Raw genomic sequence first — 16,669 nt, 5'->3', positions numbered from 1 at the left:
CGGCTCAGGATCCGTCGCGGCGATAGCTTCCGTCGACCCCGCCGCGGAGCCCGCAGCCGCGGTAATCGCTGCTGACCCGGGCGACATCGCCGTCGAATTCGACGCGCACCTGCGCCGGCTCGGCCTCGAGATCCGCAGCGCTGACGCTGATGGTGTCGCCTTCGAACGGCACCACCGGTGCCTCGATGCGCCCGTCACGCAGTGGCCCACGCGCGTGGATTTCACAGTCGGCAGCGACGCCGGGGCCATCGGCAGGGTCGCCCCCGGCGACAACCGCGACCTCCCACTCGCCGCCCTGCTGTTCGAGTCTCAGCGTGCCGGTGCGCGTGCCCTCCAGGTGCCAGAGACCGGCGGGGTCCGGGGCGGCCGGCGCCTGGCCGGCGGGCGCCTCCTGCGCGCAGGCCGCAAGCAACGGCGCTGCGCCCAGCGCCATCGCCAGCACCCCCGCATCGCGGCGTCGACGTGTGGGCGTACCGCGCATGTCAGCGGCCCTCCAGCATGGCGAGCGCGTCGGCACGTTCGCTGGCGAAGCGGTTGGCGACGCTCTGCTGGGTGGATGCCGGCGAACTGCTGAAATAGACCAGATTGCCGTTGGCGTCGCGGCGCCCGCGCTCGTCGTAGATCGCATCGATCAGCGCGCGGTCGTAGGTCTCGCCATCGGCGGGCCGGATGCCGCGCGCCTCGACGTTCGCGATCGCGCGGTTGACCACCGCCGACTGCGGCCCGTGCTGCACGGCGGTCGACCACACCGCGTCGCGCACCGCCGGCGAGCGGGTGGTGAGGTCGATGCCGCTGTTGCGCCTGACGTGGACCATCTGCACGTCGTAGTGCGTGCGTTCGATAAAGGCGTGCTGCGCGGCGCCGAAGGCATCGGGCTCGCGCGCGGCGATCGCACGCCAGGTCGCGCTGAAGCCCGCGCTGCCCGGCGCTGCGCCCGCGAATTCCGCCGCCCACCGCGCGCCCTCGTTGGCGAGGAATTCCTGCGGCCTGCCACGGTTGGTGGCCAGCTGGTAGCTGCCGTAGGACACGCCACCCGGGTCGCCCTGCCCGGTCGATACCGTGCCGGGGCCGCGGCCGCCGGTCTCGTAGCGTTCCGACAGCCGACCGGGCACGTGGCCGTCGCCGGCACCATTGCCGGCAGGCGGTGACGCATCCGGAGCCGACACCGGTGCCGAGGTTGCAGGCGCGGGGGCCGGCGCGGGCGCGGTGGCGCTCGCCCCCGGCAGGGCCAGCCACTGACCCGGGTGGATCAGGTCCGGGTTTCGGATCGCCGGATTGGCCGCGACGAGATCGCGTAGCGCGAGGCCCTCGCGTGCCGCGATCCCCGACAGCGTGTCGCCGGCGCGCACTTCCAGGCCGCGGCTGCCCTGGGGGAGTTCGATCACCTCGCCGGGATAGATGACATCCGGATTGAGCACGCGCGGGTTGGCCGCCAGCAGCGACTCCAGCGGCACGCCGTAGCGCACGGCGATCGCCGACAGGGTGTCGCCGCGGGCGATCTCATGGCGGTCGCGGGCCGGCTGCGGGATGCCCGGATCAGACACGCGGTCGCTGACAGGGGAAATGGCCATGGCAGGGGTCTCCGGTGGATGCCCCGAGTGTCGCGGGCGCGCCACGCACGGGCATCCCCGGGCCGACCCTAGCCGGCGCGCAGGTGCGACCGGGTTCGCAGCCTGCTGCCGGTGCCGGCGCGCGAAGCCGCAGGACCGACGGCTCAGTCCAGCGAGATCGTCAGCGCGGCCGCCGCCTCGCGTGCCACCGTACGTGCGGCATCGACATCGGCAGCGCGCGCCAGGGTCACGCCGACCCGGCGCTGCCCTTCCACGCGCGGCTTGCCGAACAGCCGCAGCGCGGTATCGGGTGCGCGCAGCGCCGCTTCGACCCCGGCGAACGCCGGCACGCCGTGGCCCTCGGCCAGCAGTGCGCACGAGGCCGACGCACCGAGCGCCGTCACGGTGCCGTCGGCATCCACCGGCACCGGCAAGCCGAGGATCGCGCGCGCATGCAGTGCGAATTCGCTCAGTTCCTGCGAGACCAGGGTGACCAGGCCAGTGTCGTGCGGGCGCGGCGAGACCTCGGAGAACCACACCTCGTCGCCCTTCACGAACAGTTCCACCCCGAACACGCCCCAGCCGCCGAGGTCGTCCGTGATCGCGCGCGCGATATCGCGCGAACGCGCAAGCGCGCCCGGCGACATCGGCTGCGGCTGCCAGCTCTCGCGGTAGTCGCCATCACGCTGCAGGTGGCCGATGGGCGCGCAGAACGCGGTGCCGCCGGCATGGCGCACGGTCAGCAGGGTGATCTCGTAATCGAAATCGACGAAGCCCTCGACGATCACCCGTCCGGCGCCGGCGCGGCCGCCGGTCTGTGCGTACTCCCATGCGCGCTGCACGTCGGCGTCCCCACGCACCAGCGACTGTCCCTTGCCCGACGACGACATCACCGGCTTGACCACGCACGGCAGGCCGATTCCAGCGACCGCCGCGCGGTAGTCCTCGACGGTGTCGACGAAGCGGTACGGCGAGGTCGGCAGGCCCAGCGTCTCGGCCGCCAGCCGGCGGATGCCCTCGCGATCCATGGTCAGCCGCGCCGCCCGGGCGGTGGGGATCACCCGCATGCCGCTGCCGTCCTGCACGGCCTCGCGCTCCAGCGCCTCGAGGGTCTGCGTGTGGATGGCCTCGATCTCGGGAACGATCAGGTGGGGGCGCTCGCGTGCGACCAGCGCGCGGATCGCGGCGCCGTCGAGCATGTCCAGCACATGGCTGCGATGGGCGACCTGCATCGCCGGTGCATCGGCATAGCGGTCGGCGGCGATCACCTCCACGCCCAGGCGCTGCAGCTCGATCGCCACCTCCTTGCCGAGTTCTCCCGAGCCCAGCAGCAACACGCGGGTGGCGGACGGGGACAGCGGCGTGCCGAGACGGAGCATGGTGGTTCCTGGCCGGGAGGGGGCGCCATTGTAGGCGGCGGCAACCGAGTTGACAGATAGATATCATTTCGATATCAATCACCGCAGGCCACCCCGGCCCTGCGGAGACCGCCATGAAGGAAAACCCGACCCGTTCCCTGCCCGGCATTCCGATCCTGCTGGGCCTGTTGCTGCTCCTGGCCGCTGCCGGCTGGGCGTTCTTCGACGCCGCACTCGGCGGCGGCCCCGGCCTGCAGCTGGTGGCCGCGATCGGCGTCGGCGTCCTCGCGCTGCTGCTGATGGTCGGCCTGTACATGGTGGAGCCCAACCAGTCGGCGGTGGTGAGCCTGTTCGGCAAGTACGTCGGCACCGTCCACGACAACGGCCTGCGCTGGAACAACCCGTTCTTCAGCAAGCGCAAGGTCTCGCTGCGGGTGCGCAACTTCGAAAGCGGACGGCTCAAGGTCAACGAGCTCGAAGGCAGCCCGATCGAGATCGCCGCGGTGATCGTGTGGAAGGTGGTGGATTCCGCCGAGGCCGTGTTCAACGTCGACGACTACGAGAGCTTCGTGCACATCCAGTCCGAGGCGGCGTTGCGCGCGATGGCCACCAGCTATCCCTACGACCAGCACGAGGAAGGCCAGATCTCGCTGCGCAGCCACCCCAACGAGATCTCCGAGCACCTCAAGGTCCAGCTCGACGAGCGCCTGGCCAAGGCCGGCGTCGACGTGCTCGAGGCACGCATCAGCCACCTCGCCTACGCGCCGGAAATCGCCCAGGCGATGCTGCAGCGCCAGCAGGCGAATGCGGTGGTCGCGGCACGGGCGCGCATCGTCGCCGGCGCCTGCGGCATGGTCGAGATGGCGCTGGCCGAACTGCAGAAGTCCGGCGTGGTCCAGCTCGACGAGGAGCGCAAGGCGGCGATGGTCAGCAACCTGCTGGTCGTGCTGTGCGGTGACCGCGGCACCCAGCCGGTGGTCAACGCGGGTTCGCTGTACTGATGGCCGACGGCATGTTCGCGGCGGCGCTGATCGCGCTCACCAGCGTGCCGGCGTTCCTGCTGGCACGCAGCTTCCGCCACGACCGCCCGCGCATGGCGACCGTGCTGCGCCTGGTCGGCCTGGCGATGCTGGCCGGCGCCCTGGGCCTGGCCTGGGCCGGCGGCGACCGCACCCGCACGCTGGCCGTCGCGGTGGCGATGGCGCTCGCGGTCAACGGGCTGGCGGTGGCGGTCCTGGTGGATGTCATCCGCCGGCGACGTGGCGGGACATGACCGCGAAGAAGGCCTACCCGCTGCGCATCAACGCCGAGATCCTCGCGGCGGTGCAGCGCTGGGCCGACGACGAGCTCCGCAGCGTCAACGCGCAGATCGAATACGTATTGCGCGACGCGCTGCGCAGGGCGGGCCGGCTCGACGGCCCGCGTGGCTCCACAGACGAAGGACACGACGATGAGTGATCGCTGGCAGTACAAGGTCGAAGAGGTCAAGGGCAACGTGTGGGGCACGATCAGGCCCGCCGACATCGAGGAGCGGTTGCGCGTACTCGGCGCGCAGGGTTGGGAGTTGGTGAACGCGGCGCATCCCGGCCAGTAGGCCCCGACCCTGCTGTTCCTGAAGCGCCGCGGCTGAGGCCGGCGCCGCGGCGCGGGCGAGTGCGCTCCGGGCGGCGGCCTGCAACTCTGTGGCAGCCTGCGCATGCGATCCACCGGGATCGCCCACCGCAACCCAGGGAGATTGATGATGAGGAGATCGACGATGAGGAACCGCCTTGCCTGCTGGATGACCGCGCTGCTGCTCGCCTTCGCGACCTGCGTGGCGACAGCCCGGGACACCCCGCAGGCCGGCGCCGCGGCCGCCATCGACCAGCTCGAGGCCGGCGAGTTCGAGACCCTGCACGCTCGCTTCAACACCACGATGGCCGCGCAGATCGATGCGGGGCAGCTGCGCCAGGTCTGGGACGGCCTGGTCGCGCAGGCCGGCGCGCTGCAGTCGCGTGGCGAGCCGGTCCAGCAGCAGCACGACGGCTACGAGGTGGTGGTGACGCCGCTGCAGTTCGAGCGCGCCAGCCTCAATGCGATCGTCAGCTTCGACGCCGACGGCCGCATCGCCGGCCTGCTGCTGCAGCCGGCCGGCCAGCCCTAGAGGCCGCACACACCGGGATGTCTCCCGGTGCCGCCACCCGGACGCCTCAAGGGCCGTGGCAGGCCAGCGCTACACTGGCCTGCCCCGTGCGCTTTCCGGAGCCGTCGTGCGCGCCCTGCCCCGCCTGCTGATCAACACCGCCGACATCGAACTGTGGCCGGCGGACCTGCTGCGCGCGCGCGACAGCCACGACCAGCGTGCGCTGGCGCTCGCCCGCTGGGTGCTGCGCCGCAAGAGTGACGGCCGCTATCTCGCCGCCGCGCTCGATCAGGGCCTGGTCGAACTGCTGCCGCGCTGGCAGGCCGGGCTGGCGGCCGATGCCGCCCTGCGCGCCCTGGCCAGCGCCCCCGTGCTGCGCGGCGAACGCCTGCCGCGCGCACATGCCCTGCCGGTCCACGGGCTGGAGGCACGCCTGGCGGGGCTCGGCCTCGATGCCGACGCCTATGCTGGACGGACCGGGCTTGCGCTGGTGGCCGAACCGGCCTGGCTGGCCTTTGCCGGCCACGACCGCCACGCCCGTCCGCTCTGGCTGGAACGCGATGCCGCGCTCGCCTGGCAGCGCATGCAGGCCGCGGCGCGCGATGACGACATCTGGCTGGAGTCGGTGTCGGGCTACCGCAGCCACGCCTACCAGCTGGGGATCTTCGCCCGCAAGCGTGCCCGCGGACTGCACGTGCAGGACATCCTCGCGGTCAACGCCGCGCCCGGCTTCAGCGAACACCACTCGGGCCAGGCGCTGGATATCTCCGCGCCGGGCGAACCGTCGGCGGAGGAAAGCTTCGAACACACCACCGCGTTCGCATGGCTGCAGGAACACGCTGCTACCCACGGCTTCGCGATGAGCTATCCGCGCGACAACCCCCACGGCATCGTCTACGAACCCTGGCACTGGCGTTACCGCGCTGCCGCGTGAGGCCGCGCGCCCGCGATATCGCCAGCACCACTGCGTAATAGGGCATCGCAGGCGCGAGCGCCTGCAAGCGGAGGGCTATTCCTGCGAGCGCGGGGTCGGTGCCTTCGCCGCCTGCGCCGCGTCGGCGATCCGCCACAGATAGAACGCCGCGTAGGTGCGGTACGGCCCCCAGCGCTCGCCCCGCAGCGCAAGTTCGCGCGGTGTCGGCATGGTCTCCAGGCGATCGACGATCTGCGCACCCTTGCGCACGCCCAGATCGTCTACCGGCAGCAGGTCGGGGCGGCCGAGGCGGAACATCAGCATCATTTCCACCGTCCAGCGGCCGATGCCGCGGATCGGCACCAGTGCCTCGATGATCGCCTCGTCGTCCATGCCGGCCATCCGCCGCAGGGAGGGGATCTCCCCGCCGGTTTCACGCGCGGCGAGGTCGCGCAGCGCCAGGGTCTTGTTGCCGGAGACGCCGCAGGCACGCAACGCGGCGTCGTCGACGCGCGCAAGGGTGTCGGCGTGCAGGCGGCTGGAACCGATCGCCACCTCGACCCGGCCGACGATGGTCGCCGCGGCCTTGCCCGACAGCTGCTGGAACAGGATCGCGCGGCCCAGCGCGTCGACCGGATCGAACGCGCGGCGCCAGCGTGGATCGGGCGCGATGGGCCCGATACGGCGCATCCAGGTGGCCAGCTTGCGGTCGCGCCGCGACAGCCACCCGTGCGCGGCAACCGTATCGAAACCCCTTGCGTGGCGTGGCATGCATGGTCCCGCGGCGGTTGGCCGGCCATGTTTGCCCACCGCCCCGCCGGCCGCCAGTGCCGGCACGTGGACGCTTCCTAGCGGCGCAGAGCGTCCACGGCCAGCAGCAGCCAGCCCAGCATCATCGACATGCCGCCCCACGGCGCGGCACGGGTCGGCCAGCCCGCCAGAGCGGCGCCGGCTAGACTGCCGGAGAACACCAGCACGCCAAACAGCAGCAGCGCGAGTGCGATGAGCGCCGCGCCCCGCAATGCCTGCCGCCCCAGCACGGCCAGGGCCACGCCATGGCCGAACGCGAACATGGCCGCCAGCATCATCCGCGACTGCGCTTCGCCCTCGAGCCCGTGCGACGCGTACGCGGCTGCCGCAACCGACAGGCCTGCGCACAGCGCCCCCATGGCGGCAAGCCAGCGTTGCGAAGGATGGACGCCATGGTCCCTGGTCATCGGCTCACTCACTCCCTGGGTGTTGCTGAACCTCGCGCCCAAAACGCGCGCGCCGCGCCCGGTGAGGGGCGCGGCGCGGCGGGACAGCGGTGCGTGGACCTTACTGCTTGACGGTCCAGAACACTTCGTATTCGCCGTCGGCGGTGAACGCCGCATCGACGCCGTTGACGTAGTTCTCGAACGGACGGCCGATCACCTCGTGGCCCTGGGTCATCGCCCAGGCGCGCAGCGCGTTGCGGACGTTGTCCAGCTCGGCCATGAAGCCGGTGTAGTTCGCCCGGGCGACGCGCACCGGCGGGCTGTGCACGTATTCCACCGGGCCCATCAGCTGCAGGCCGGTCAGCGGCTGGGTGGCATCGGCCACCGGTGCAGGCGCGGCTTCACCCTCGCCCTCGTCCGACGCGTCCGCCGACGCGGCAGCACCACCGGCACGCACCGGCACCGCGATGTCGAAGGTGTAGGTCTCGCGGCCCAGCTCGGAGGTGATGATGCGCATCGGACCCGCCGCCTGCAGCTTGTTGGCGGCCAGGGTGCGGTTGATCCACTCCATGTTGTCCTTCATCGAGGACATGATCGCGTCGTTGCTGCGCTCGATCGCACCGGCCTTGACGATCAGCAGGTGTTCGGCCGGCAGCTCGGTCGTGGTGAGGTCGCGCAGGCTGCTGCCTTCCACGGCGTAGTCGACGTTGGGCACCGACGCCAGCATGTTGGTCAGGCGCTTGAGGCCGATCTGCATGTTGTCGCCGACGTTGCGCGCGACGTACAGGCCGGCGTAACGGCCCAGCAGGTCCCAGCCGTAATCGACGTTGTAGGTCTGGGTGATCTCGATGTTGCGCCCGCTGCGGCCGGTCGGGCGCAGGGTGATCTCGCTGCGCTTGTTGTTGCCGCGCTGGTCGTTCTCGATCGCGTAGGCGACCTTCGTGCGCGGCTCGGACTCGACGATCTCCCAGCTGCCCGTGCCGATGTTCCCGACCGAAGACTCGTAGGACATCGTGGCACCGACGCCCGAATCGGGGCCGGAAAGCTGGATCTGGATGCGCGGATCCTGGACGGCATACGGGTGCCAGTCGTCGAAACGGCGGAAACTGTTGATGGTGTCGAACACGATCGACTGGCGGCGATTGGTTTCCACCTTCTCTTCCAGCGAACGGCTGGACGGAAGGAGCACGCCGATCACCAGGAACATCACGGCGGTGATCGCGAGGGCAATCAGGATCTCGAGCAAACGGGTCATTCAGGGTTCTCCAGGACCGGAACCGGGCAGTGCCGGGGCGCAGACCGGCAATCGTACAAGATGTTCCGGGTCCGGCGACAGCAAAACGGAAGCGATTTCATGTGCGTGATGCGGTCGTCGGCGGCGCGATGGCCGCGCGACGGCGCGCTCACACCAGCTTGAGCTCGAAGGCCTTGAGCACCGCCCGCGTGCGGTCGCGCACGCCGAGCTTCGAGAGGGCGAGCGGCCACCGCCTGCGAGGCACCGCCTCGCGTGGCCGCGAGCGCCAGCCGCACAAGCGGCGGGCCGGACATCCTCCGCCTCACACCAGCTTGAGCTCGAAGGCCTTGAGCACCGCCCGCGTGCGGTCGCGCACGCCGAGCTTCGAGAGGATGTTCGAGACGTGGTTCTTGATCGTGCCCTCGGCCACGCCCAGCGAGTTGGCGATCTCCTTGTTGGAGAAGCCGCCGGCCATCAGCCGCAGGATCTCGGTCTCGCGGTCGGTGAGCGGATCCGGGCGATCGAGGCTGACGAACTCGTTGCGCATGTGCTCGAGCCCCGACAGCAGCCGCTGGGTCATCGCCGGCTGCACCAGCGACCCGCCGTTGGCCACGGTGCGGATCGCCCCGACCAGCTGGTCGAGCGACACGTCCTTGAGCAGGTAGCCCTTGGCGCCGGCCTTGATCCCGGCCAGCACCAGCTGGTCGTCGTCGAACGTGGTGAGGATGATCGTCGGCGGCAGCCGCCCCTCGCGCGACAGCATCTGCAGCGCTTCCAGGCCCGACATCACCGGCATGCGCATGTCCATCAGCACGACGTCGGGCTGCACCTGCGGGATCAGTTCGACGGCCTGGCGGCCATCCCCGGCCTCGGCCACAACCTCGATGCCGCCATCCAGCGCGAGCAGCGAACGGATGCCCTGGCGCACCAGGGTTTGGTCATCGACCAGGCAGACGCGGATCATGCCGTTCTCCTTTGCTGGATGGCCCGGCCGCTTCGTTGCCGCCGGAGGTGTCCTGGGATTGCCGCTTGCGCCGCGGCTGCACGCGCGCGCCCTCGGCGGCGCGGGCCACGCGCTCCGCCGGCGCCGACAACGGCAGTTGCAGCTGCAGATGGAAGCCCTTTGCGGGCGCGGTCTCGATCGCGACACTGCCGCCATAGGCCGCCAGCCGCTCGCGCATGCCGCGCAGCCCGTTGCCGACATTGGCGACCTCGGCGCCACGACCGTCGTCGCGGGCGTCCAGGCGCACGCCATCGGCGGCCAGACTGTAGCGCAGCCACAGCTGCTCGGCCTGGGCGTGGCGCACCGCGTTGGTGATGATTTCCTGGGTACAGCGCAGCAGCACGTGGGCGCGCTCCGGGTCGTCGAGCAGGAACGGCTCGGGCATCTGCATGTGGATGCGCAACGCGGGCACGTTCTCGGCCAGCGGGCGCAGGGTGGCGCCGAGGTCGATGGCGTCGTCGTCGCGCAGCTGGCTGACCGCCTCGCGCACGTCGCTGAGCAGCAGCTTGGCCAGCGTGTGCGCCTGCTGCACGTGTTCCTGCGCGGTGCCGCTGGTCAGGTGGTTGGCCACCTCCAGGTTCAGGCTCAGCGCGGTCAGGTGGTGGCCCAGCAGGTCGTGCAGTTCGCGCGAGATCCGCGTGCGCTCGTTGACGCGGACGCTCTCGGCCAGCAGCGCACGGGTGGCCCGCAGCTCGGAATTGAGCCGCCGCTGCTCGTCACGCGCCCGCGCCTGCTGGCGCGCCACCAGCCCGGTCACGAAGGCGAAGCCGGTGAAACCCGCATACAGGCTGGCCTGCAGCAGCGCCTCCAGCCACGAGAAGTCCAGCCCGCGCAGGTACACCGGCACGATCACGAACTCGCAGGCCACCAGCAGGGCGATACCCAGCCAGACCGGCATCAGCCAGGGCAGCACGCAGGCCACCACCATCAGCAGGATGCTGCCCAGCCCGGACTGGCTGTAGTAGCTGATCGCGATGGCGCTGCCGGCCAGCAGCGCCGTCAGGACGTGATCGAGCGCGCCGATCCGGCGTTCGCCCAGCGCGCGGGTGAGCCAGGCGTAGGACAGCCCGAACACACCCCAGGCCAGCCACGCCCGCATGGCGCTGCTCAGGAAGGCCGCCTGCCCGGGGTCCGGAACCTCGAGATCGGCCTGGGTGACCGTGCGCACCAGCAACGGCAGGCCGATCACCCCCCAGGTGAACAGGCCGGCGTAGCGCAGCAGGCGATTGTTGTTGAGGTGCTGGATCATCGCGACGATCGTAGTGAAGACGGGCCGGTGGCGAGGTTGCCGGAAGTCATGGCGCCGCGCCCGCGGGGCGGCATGCGATAATCCGGCTTCCGCCCGCCGCGATGCGCGCGGCGTGCCTGCTGCAACCCAGGATGTCCCCAATGTCGATCGTCATCCGCGACGTGCGCGAGCACGAGCTGGATTCCATCCTTGCCCTCAACAACGCCGCCGGTCCTTCGATCCTGCCGCTGGATGCGGCCCGCCTCCGACGCTTCCACGACACCGCGGAATACTTCCGCGTCGCCGAGCGCGACGGCAACCTCGCCGGGTTCCTGGTCGGTTTCGGCTCGGGCTCCGGCCACGACAGCAGCAATTTCCACTGGTTCCGCGAGCACAGCGGCGACGCCTTCTTCTATATCGACCGCATCGTGGTCGCCAGCCGACGTCGCGGCGGTGGCGTCGGCCGGGCGTTCTATGCCGACGTGCAGTCGTACGCCGAGGTGCGCTACCCGGTACTGGCCTGCGAGGTGTTCGTCGAACACGACAGCGACCCGGCGCGCCTGTTCCACGGCAGCTTCGGCTTCCTCGAGGTCGGCCAGCACGTGATGCCCGGCAATGGCGTGCGCGCCTCGATGCTGGTCAAGCCGCTGTGCAGCCACGCCTGGGTGCGCCAGCGCTACGGCGGGGAACTCCCCGACGTGCCGTGGCTGCTGCGCCCGCGCGCCAGCGCGCCGCTCGTCCATCGACCGACGGGTACCTGACCATGGCCGCAACCAGCATGGATTTCGAACCCGCCGGCGAGCTCAAGTTCGGCCAGGTCGGCATCGCCAACCTGCGCGTGCGCAGGCTCGACCCGGAACGCCTCGCCGCGGAAATGCGCGACCGCGTGACCCGCGCACCGAACCTGTTCGCACGCGCGGCGGTGGTGCTCGATTTCGGCGGCCTGCCGGCCACGCCCGGCGTGGACGAGGCACGCGCACTGATCGATGCGCTGCATGGCGCCGGCGTGCTGCCGGTGGCCCTGGCCTGGGGCAGCAGCGACAACGCGCGGCTGTCCGAGCAGCTGGGGCTGCCGCTGCTGGCCAAGTTCCGCGCCCAGTACGAGCGTGGCGACGAGCCATCGCCGGCGCCCGCCGCCGAGACCACGCCGCTGCCGCCCGAGCCCGCACCTCCGCCGCCCCCGCCTCCGGCGGCCGTCGCCGGTGATCCGGGCCTGATGCAGACGCTGCCGGTGCGCTCCGGCCAGCAGATCTACGCCGAGAACCGCGACCTCACCGTGCTGGGCGCGGTCGGCGCCGGTGCCGAGGTGATCGCCGACGGCTCGATCCACATCTACGGCCCGTTGCGCGGCCGTGCGCTGGCCGGTGCCCAGGGCAATGCGGGCGCGCGGATCTTCTGCCGCGCCTTCCAGGCCGAACTGGTCGCCGTGGCCGGGCGCTACAAGGTGCTCGAGGAAATCCCGAAGGAACTGCACGGCAAGGCGGTACAGGTCTGGCTGGAAGGCGACGAGCTGCGCATCGCCGCGCTCGACTGACATGGCGGCGCGGTTTTCCCGCGCTGCCGCAACGATTACGCTAGCGGCCTGCATGCCAGGCGCCGGATGCGCGCATCCGGCGCGTGCCCGGGCCTTCCGCGGCACGCCTACCGGCGCAACCACATTCCGACCGCCCAACCGGTGCGGTCCATTCCAGGAGAACGACATTGGCCGAAATCATCGTAGTCACCTCGGGCAAGGGCGGCGTCGGCAAGACGACCTCCAGCGCCAGCCTTGCCAGTGGCCTCGCCCGGCGTGGCAAGAAGGTCGCGGTGATCGACTTCGACGTCGGCCTGCGCAACCTCGACCTGATCATGGGCTGCGAGCGCCGCGTGGTGTACGACTTCGTCAACGTCGTCAACGGCGAGGCCTCGCTGAAGCAGGCCATGATCAAGGACAAGCGCTTCGACACGCTGTACGTGCTGGCCGCCTCGCAGACCCGCGACAAGGACGCGCTCAGCCGTGACGGCGTCGAGCGCGTGCTCAAGGAACTGTCCGACGACGGCTTCGACTACATCGTGTGCGACTCGCCCGCCGGCATCGAGAAGGGCGCGTTCCTTGCGATGTACTTCGCCGACACCGCGGTGGTGGTGGTGAATCCGGAAGTGTCTTCGGTGCGCGACTCCGACCGCATCATCGGCCTGCTGCAGTCCAAGACCCGCCGCGCCGAGAACGGCGAGCGCGTCAACGAGCACCTGCTGCTGACCCGCTACAGCCCCTCGCGCGTGGAAACCGGCGAGATGCTGTCGATCGGCGACGTCGAGGAAGTGCTCGGCCTGAAGACCATCGGCGTGATCCCGGAATCCAGCGACGTGCTCAACGCGTCGAACAAGGGCGAGCCGGTGATCCTCGACATGGAATCCAACGCCGGCCAGGCCTACGACGACGCGGTGGCGCGCATCCTCGGCGAGAGCCGGCCGATGCGCTTCACCCATGCCGAAAAGAAAGGCTTCTTCAGCAAGTTGTTCGGAGGTTGACGATGGGCATCCTCGACTTCCTCAAGCCGAAGAAGAACACCGCCAACATCGCCAAGGAGCGCCTGCGCATCATCGTCGCGCAGGAACGCACCGGCCGTGACGCGCCCGACTACCTGCCGCTGCTGCAGCGCGAGCTGCTCGAGGTGATCCGCAAGTACGTCAGCATCGATGCCGATGCGGTCAAGGTGGACCTGGCCAAGGAAGGCGACCACGACGTGCTCGACATCTCGGTCGCGCTGCCCGATGGGCGCCCCGGCCCGGCCTGACCGGGACCACGGCAGGCAGATGTCCGCCGCCCCGCTCCCTGCGCCACCGTCGTCCACGGCGGGCGGCGAGGACAGCGTGCTGCGCGTTGCCGACGTGCCGTTGCCGGCAGCATCGATGCTGCTGGCCACGCACGGACTGGCGCTGCATCTGGTCGAGCCGGATGCGGACATCCCCGGCTCGTACTGGGGCGCGCCCGAGGCCGGCGTGATCGGCGCCAACGTGTACGTGCGCGCCGATACGCCGGTGCACTCGATGCTGCACGAGGCCTGCCACCTGATCGTGCTGCCACCCGAGCGCCGCGCCGCGGTGCACACCGACGCCACCGACTCGGTGGCCGAGGAAGACGCCACCTGCTACCTGCAGATCGTGCTCGCCGATGCATTGCCGGGGGTCGGCCGCGACCGTCTGATGGCGGACATGGATGCCTGGGGCTACAGCTTCCGGCTGGGCTCCGCGCGCGCGTGGTTCGAGCACGATGCCGCCGATGCGCGCGAGTGGCTGGTGGCGCGCGACCTGCTGCCGGCCGGCTGCTGACCGGCCCATGTCGCCCGCACCTGCGAGCCCGTTGCCCCGGGCATCCGCACAGGGCTTCTCCGCGGATGGGCGGCTCTGGCAGGGCATGCAGGTGGTGGCACGCGGCGCCAACCGTGTGTGTGTGGTCGATCCGGACCTGCCGGGCCACTGCCTGAAGTACCCGTTGCCGGCGGACCCGGCCCTGCACCGTCCGCTGCGCCACCGCGTGCGCGATGCATGGGCCGCGCATTGGCCATCGAAGCAGGCCAATGCGCTCGAACTCCGCGCGTGGCGGCAGTTGCACGCGCGCCTGGGCGGCCGCCTCGACGGCCAGGTGGCACCCTGTGTCGGGCTGGTCGACACGCCCGCGGGCCGTGCATTGCGCTGCGCACTGGTGACCGGCACCGACGGCAGCCCGGCCCCCAGCCTCTACGCGCTGCTGTTCGGCGCCGAGCGCGGCCGCCACCACGCCGACGCGCTGTGCGATGCGGTCACCCGCTTCGAAGCCTGGCTGCATGCCAACGCCATCCCGCTGTTCGACCTCAACAGCGGCAACCTCGTTGTGACCGGGGACGCCGGCCGCCCCGAGCTGGTCTGCGTCGACGTCAAGTCGGTGCTCGGCGGCAAGGAAGTGCTGCCGATCTCGCGCTGGTCGCGGCGCCTGATGCACCGCAAGATCGCGCGCCGCGCCGAACGCCTGCGCGCGCGCATCCGCGCCCATGCGCCCCTTGCGGGCGCGCCGGACGGCCACTAGCCTGCCGGGTTCAATACCGCCCCGTGGGTGCACCGTGAACCACCGCCTGACCCTGACCCTGCTTGCCGGTGCCTGCCTGGCGCTGTCGGCCTGCCAGCGCTCGCCCGACACGGCCGCGCACCCGGAAATCCCGAAGAACGAGACCGCCGACCAGTTCGTGGCCCGGGTCAACGAGGAATACCGCGCGCTGTACCCGGAAACCACCGCCGCGCAGTGGCTGTCGTCCACCCATATCAGCGACGACAGCCAGCTGCTGGCGGCCAAGGCCAGCGAGCGCTGGCTGACGAAACTCAATGGCTGGATCGAGCAGGCGCGCAGGTTCGAGGGGCAGGAGATGTCGCCGGAAACCGCGCGCGCGATCCACCTGCTGAAGCTCAAGACGGCGATGCCGGCCCCGCGCGACCCGGAGAAGCTTGGCGAGCTCACCCGCATCGCCACCCGCATGGAAGGCACCTACGGCGCCGGCACCTACTGCATCGGCGAAGGCGCGCAGCGCAACTGCCGCCAGCTCGGCGAACTGGAGGACGTGCTGCGCGGCAGCCGCGACTACGACCGCCAGCTCGATGCCTGGCAGGGCTGGCACGGCGTCGCCCGGCCGATGCGCCAGGACTACGTGCGCTTCGTCGATCTCGTCAACGAAGGCGCGCGCGAGATGGGCTATGCCGACGCCGGCGAGATGTGGCGCTCCGGCTATGACATGTCGCCGGTGGAGCTGTCGGCCGAGACCGACCGCCTCTGGAACCAGGTCAAGCCGCTGTACGACCAGCTGCACTGCTACGCGCGCACCCGGCTGCAGGCGCGCTATCCGGGCCAGGGCGACGTCAACGGCATGCTGCCGGCGCACCTGATGGGCAACATGTGGCAGCAGGACTGGAGCAACCTCTGGGACATCCTCGCGCCATACCCCAACGCGGGCAGCCTGGATGTCAGCGCCACCCTGGAGCGCCAGTACCGCGAAGGCTACGACCGCCGGCTGGCGGCGATGGACACCCTGCCCGACCCGACCGCCCTGGCCGAAGAGGAACGCGCCGCGCAGCTGGCGATCGCCACCACCATGACCCGCCGCGCCGAGGACTTCTACACCTCGCTGGGCATGCCGCAGCTGCCCGATGCGTTCTGGCAGAAGAGCCAGCTGATCAAGCCGCGCGATCGCGACGTGGTCTGCCATGCCAGCGCCTGGCCGATGGATCTCGACGACGACGTGCGCATCAAGATGTGCATCAAGCCGACCGAGGAGGACTTCACCACCGTCTACCACGAGCTCGGCCACATCTATTACTACCTCGCGCAGAAGGCGCAGCCGCCACTGTTCCAGGAAGGCGCGCACGACGGCTTCCACGAGGCCATCGGCGACACCATCGTGCTGGCCATGACCCCGGATTACCTCGCCTCGATCGGGCTGGTCGACACCCCGCAGCAGAGCCAGGCGGCGCTGATCAACTCGCAGATGCGCATGGCGCTGTCGAAGGTCGCGTTCCTGCCGTTCGGGCTGATGATCGACCGCTGGCGTTGGGGCGTGTTCGACGGTTCGATCACGCCGGAGAACTACAACAGCAGCTGGTGGGAGCTGAAGGCGCGCTACCAGGGCGTGGCACCGGTGAGCCCGCGCGGGGAGGAGTTCTTCGATGCGGGTGCGAAGTACCACGTACCCGGCAATACCCCGTACACCCGCTACTTCCTCGCCCACATCCTGCAGTTCCAGTTCTACAAGGCACTGTGCGAGACCGCCGGCCACGATGGCGCCCTCTACGACTGCAGCTTCTACGGCAATGCGCAGGCCGGCGAGAAGTTCTGGACCATGCTCGGCCGTGGCTCCAGCCAGCCGTGGCAGGCCACGCTGCAGGAAATGGCCGGCAGCGACCGCATGGACGCCGGCGCGGTACTGGAGTACTTCGCGCCGCTGCAGGACTGGCTGAAAGCCCAGAACGAGGGCCAGGCCTGCGGCTGGAGCGCCGGTGCGGTTCCGGAAGCGGCCGCGGCGCCCTGATAGCCGTATGACACGGGAAGGGCCCGCATTGCC

General features: G+C 70.5%; 20 protein-coding genes and 2 pseudogenes. 13 read left to right on the top strand and 9 right to left on the bottom strand.

The genetic code is table 11. The features are described 5' to 3' along the window. Window positions 1-4: 4 nt before the first annotated feature. From LDO11_RS05010 to purT, 3 genes are all read right to left on the bottom strand, one after another. Window positions 5-481 (bottom strand): hypothetical protein, encoded by a 477-nt coding sequence (locus LDO11_RS05010; protein WP_232140577.1) that lies wholly within the window; start codon window positions 479-481, stop codon window positions 5-7. 1 nt (window position 482) lies between these two features. Next, window positions 483-1,571 (bottom strand): VgrG-related protein, encoded by a 1,089-nt coding sequence (locus LDO11_RS05005; protein ID WP_232140576.1) that lies wholly within the window; start codon window positions 1,569-1,571, stop codon window positions 483-485. A 143-nt stretch (window positions 1,572-1,714) separates the two neighbouring features. Continuing rightward, the gene (purT, locus tag LDO11_RS05000) at window positions 1,715-2,929 is read right to left on the bottom strand and encodes a formate-dependent phosphoribosylglycinamide formyltransferase (protein ID WP_232140575.1); all 1,215 of its coding nucleotides are present in this window, start codon (window positions 2,927-2,929) and stop codon (window positions 1,715-1,717) included. A gap of 113 nt (window positions 2,930-3,042) precedes the next feature. On the opposite strand from purT, the gene LDO11_RS04995 reads away from it, so the two are divergent. From LDO11_RS04995 to LDO11_RS04970, 6 genes are all read left to right on the top strand, one after another. After that, window positions 3,043-3,909: an SPFH domain-containing protein gene (locus LDO11_RS04995; protein WP_129136232.1), complete on the top strand. Its 867-nt coding sequence runs from the start codon at window positions 3,043-3,045 to the stop codon at window positions 3,907-3,909. Next, entirely contained in the window at window positions 3,909-4,181 is a 273-nt protein-coding gene (locus LDO11_RS04990) for a hypothetical protein (RefSeq protein WP_232140574.1), read from the top strand. Before LDO11_RS04995 ends, LDO11_RS04990 begins: the two co-directional genes overlap by 1 nt. After that, a complete protein-coding gene (locus tag LDO11_RS04985; RefSeq protein ID WP_129136234.1) occupies window positions 4,178-4,366 on the top strand; it encodes a type II toxin-antitoxin system antitoxin in 189 nt (62 codons plus the stop codon). Before LDO11_RS04990 ends, LDO11_RS04985 begins: the two co-directional genes overlap by 4 nt. Next, window positions 4,359-4,502: a DUF4177 domain-containing protein gene (locus LDO11_RS04980; RefSeq protein ID WP_232140573.1), complete on the top strand. Its 144-nt coding sequence runs from the start codon at window positions 4,359-4,361 to the stop codon at window positions 4,500-4,502. Before LDO11_RS04985 ends, LDO11_RS04980 begins: the two co-directional genes overlap by 8 nt. Window positions 4,503-4,664: 162 nt before the next feature. Continuing rightward, window positions 4,665-5,051 carry a DUF3887 domain-containing protein gene (locus LDO11_RS04975; protein ID WP_232140572.1) on the top strand — a complete coding sequence of 129 codons (387 nt, stop codon included), beginning with the start codon at window positions 4,665-4,667 and terminating at the stop codon, window positions 5,049-5,051. Window positions 5,052-5,157: 106 nt separating this feature from the next. Further along, window positions 5,158-5,964 (top strand): M15 family metallopeptidase, encoded by an 807-nt coding sequence (locus LDO11_RS04970; RefSeq protein WP_232140571.1) that lies wholly within the window; start codon window positions 5,158-5,160, stop codon window positions 5,962-5,964. 75 nt (window positions 5,965-6,039) lie between these two features. Here LDO11_RS04970 and LDO11_RS04965 read toward each other — a convergent pair whose 3' ends face one another. The 6 genes and pseudogenes from LDO11_RS04965 to LDO11_RS04940 form a co-directional block, all read right to left on the bottom strand. Next, the gene (locus LDO11_RS04965; protein ID WP_232140570.1) at window positions 6,040-6,714 is read right to left on the bottom strand and encodes a DNA-3-methyladenine glycosylase family protein; all 675 of its coding nucleotides are present in this window, start codon (window positions 6,712-6,714) and stop codon (window positions 6,040-6,042) included. A gap of 77 nt (window positions 6,715-6,791) precedes the next feature. Beyond that, entirely contained in the window at window positions 6,792-7,160 is a 369-nt protein-coding gene (locus tag LDO11_RS04960) for a DUF423 domain-containing protein (protein WP_232140569.1), read from the bottom strand. Between the two features lie 100 nt (window positions 7,161-7,260). Next, window positions 7,261-8,394 (bottom strand): polyketide cyclase, encoded by a 1,134-nt coding sequence (locus LDO11_RS04955; RefSeq protein WP_232140568.1) that lies wholly within the window; start codon window positions 8,392-8,394, stop codon window positions 7,261-7,263. A gap of 148 nt (window positions 8,395-8,542) precedes the next feature. After that, window positions 8,543-8,611 (bottom strand): annotated as a pseudogene (locus LDO11_RS04950) (DNA-binding response regulator); the annotation flags it as partial. 84 nt (window positions 8,612-8,695) lie between these two features. Next, on the bottom strand, window positions 8,696-9,337 hold the full coding sequence (locus tag LDO11_RS04945) for a response regulator (RefSeq protein ID WP_129136242.1): 642 nt from the start codon (window positions 9,335-9,337) through the stop codon (window positions 8,696-8,698). An 88-nt stretch (window positions 9,338-9,425) separates the two neighbouring features. Next, window positions 9,426-10,625: pseudogene (locus LDO11_RS04940) on the bottom strand (sensor histidine kinase); the annotation flags it as partial. Window positions 10,626-10,765: 140 nt separating this feature from the next. Between LDO11_RS04940 and LDO11_RS04935 the strand changes: the two are divergent. The 7 genes from LDO11_RS04935 to LDO11_RS04905 all read left to right on the top strand — a co-directional run bounded on the left by LDO11_RS04935 (window position 10,766) and on the right by LDO11_RS04905 (window position 16,636). Next, a complete protein-coding gene (locus LDO11_RS04935; RefSeq protein ID WP_129136244.1) occupies window positions 10,766-11,365 on the top strand; it encodes a GNAT family N-acetyltransferase in 600 nt (199 codons plus the stop codon). 2 nt (window positions 11,366-11,367) lie between these two features. Further along, entirely contained in the window at window positions 11,368-12,138 is a 771-nt protein-coding gene (gene minC / locus LDO11_RS04930; protein ID WP_232140567.1) for a septum site-determining protein MinC, read from the top strand. 167 nt (window positions 12,139-12,305) lie between these two features. Continuing rightward, entirely contained in the window at window positions 12,306-13,115 is an 810-nt protein-coding gene (minD, locus tag LDO11_RS04925) for a septum site-determining protein MinD (protein ID WP_129136246.1), read from the top strand. Window positions 13,116-13,117: 2 nt separating this feature from the next. Beyond that, window positions 13,118-13,381 carry a cell division topological specificity factor MinE gene (gene minE / locus LDO11_RS04920; RefSeq protein WP_100322326.1) on the top strand — a complete coding sequence of 88 codons (264 nt, stop codon included), beginning with the start codon at window positions 13,118-13,120 and terminating at the stop codon, window positions 13,379-13,381. A gap of 19 nt (window positions 13,382-13,400) precedes the next feature. Then, the gene (locus LDO11_RS04915) at window positions 13,401-13,916 is read left to right on the top strand and encodes a hypothetical protein (protein ID WP_232140566.1); all 516 of its coding nucleotides are present in this window, start codon (window positions 13,401-13,403) and stop codon (window positions 13,914-13,916) included. Window positions 13,917-13,923: 7 nt separating this feature from the next. Continuing rightward, window positions 13,924-14,649 (top strand): YrbL family protein, encoded by a 726-nt coding sequence (locus tag LDO11_RS04910; RefSeq protein ID WP_206733304.1) that lies wholly within the window; start codon window positions 13,924-13,926, stop codon window positions 14,647-14,649. A 34-nt stretch (window positions 14,650-14,683) separates the two neighbouring features. Then, window positions 14,684-16,636: a M2 family metallopeptidase gene (locus tag LDO11_RS04905; RefSeq protein ID WP_232140565.1), complete on the top strand. Its 1,953-nt coding sequence runs from the start codon at window positions 14,684-14,686 to the stop codon at window positions 16,634-16,636. The last annotated feature ends 33 nt before the right edge of the window (window positions 16,637-16,669 follow it).

Source organism: Alterluteimonas muca (assembly GCF_021191595.1).
In the GTDB taxonomy this organism is placed as follows: domain Bacteria; phylum Pseudomonadota; class Gammaproteobacteria; order Xanthomonadales; family Xanthomonadaceae; genus Luteimonas; species Luteimonas muca.
This window is presented reverse-complemented; position numbering and strand designations above follow the sequence as displayed.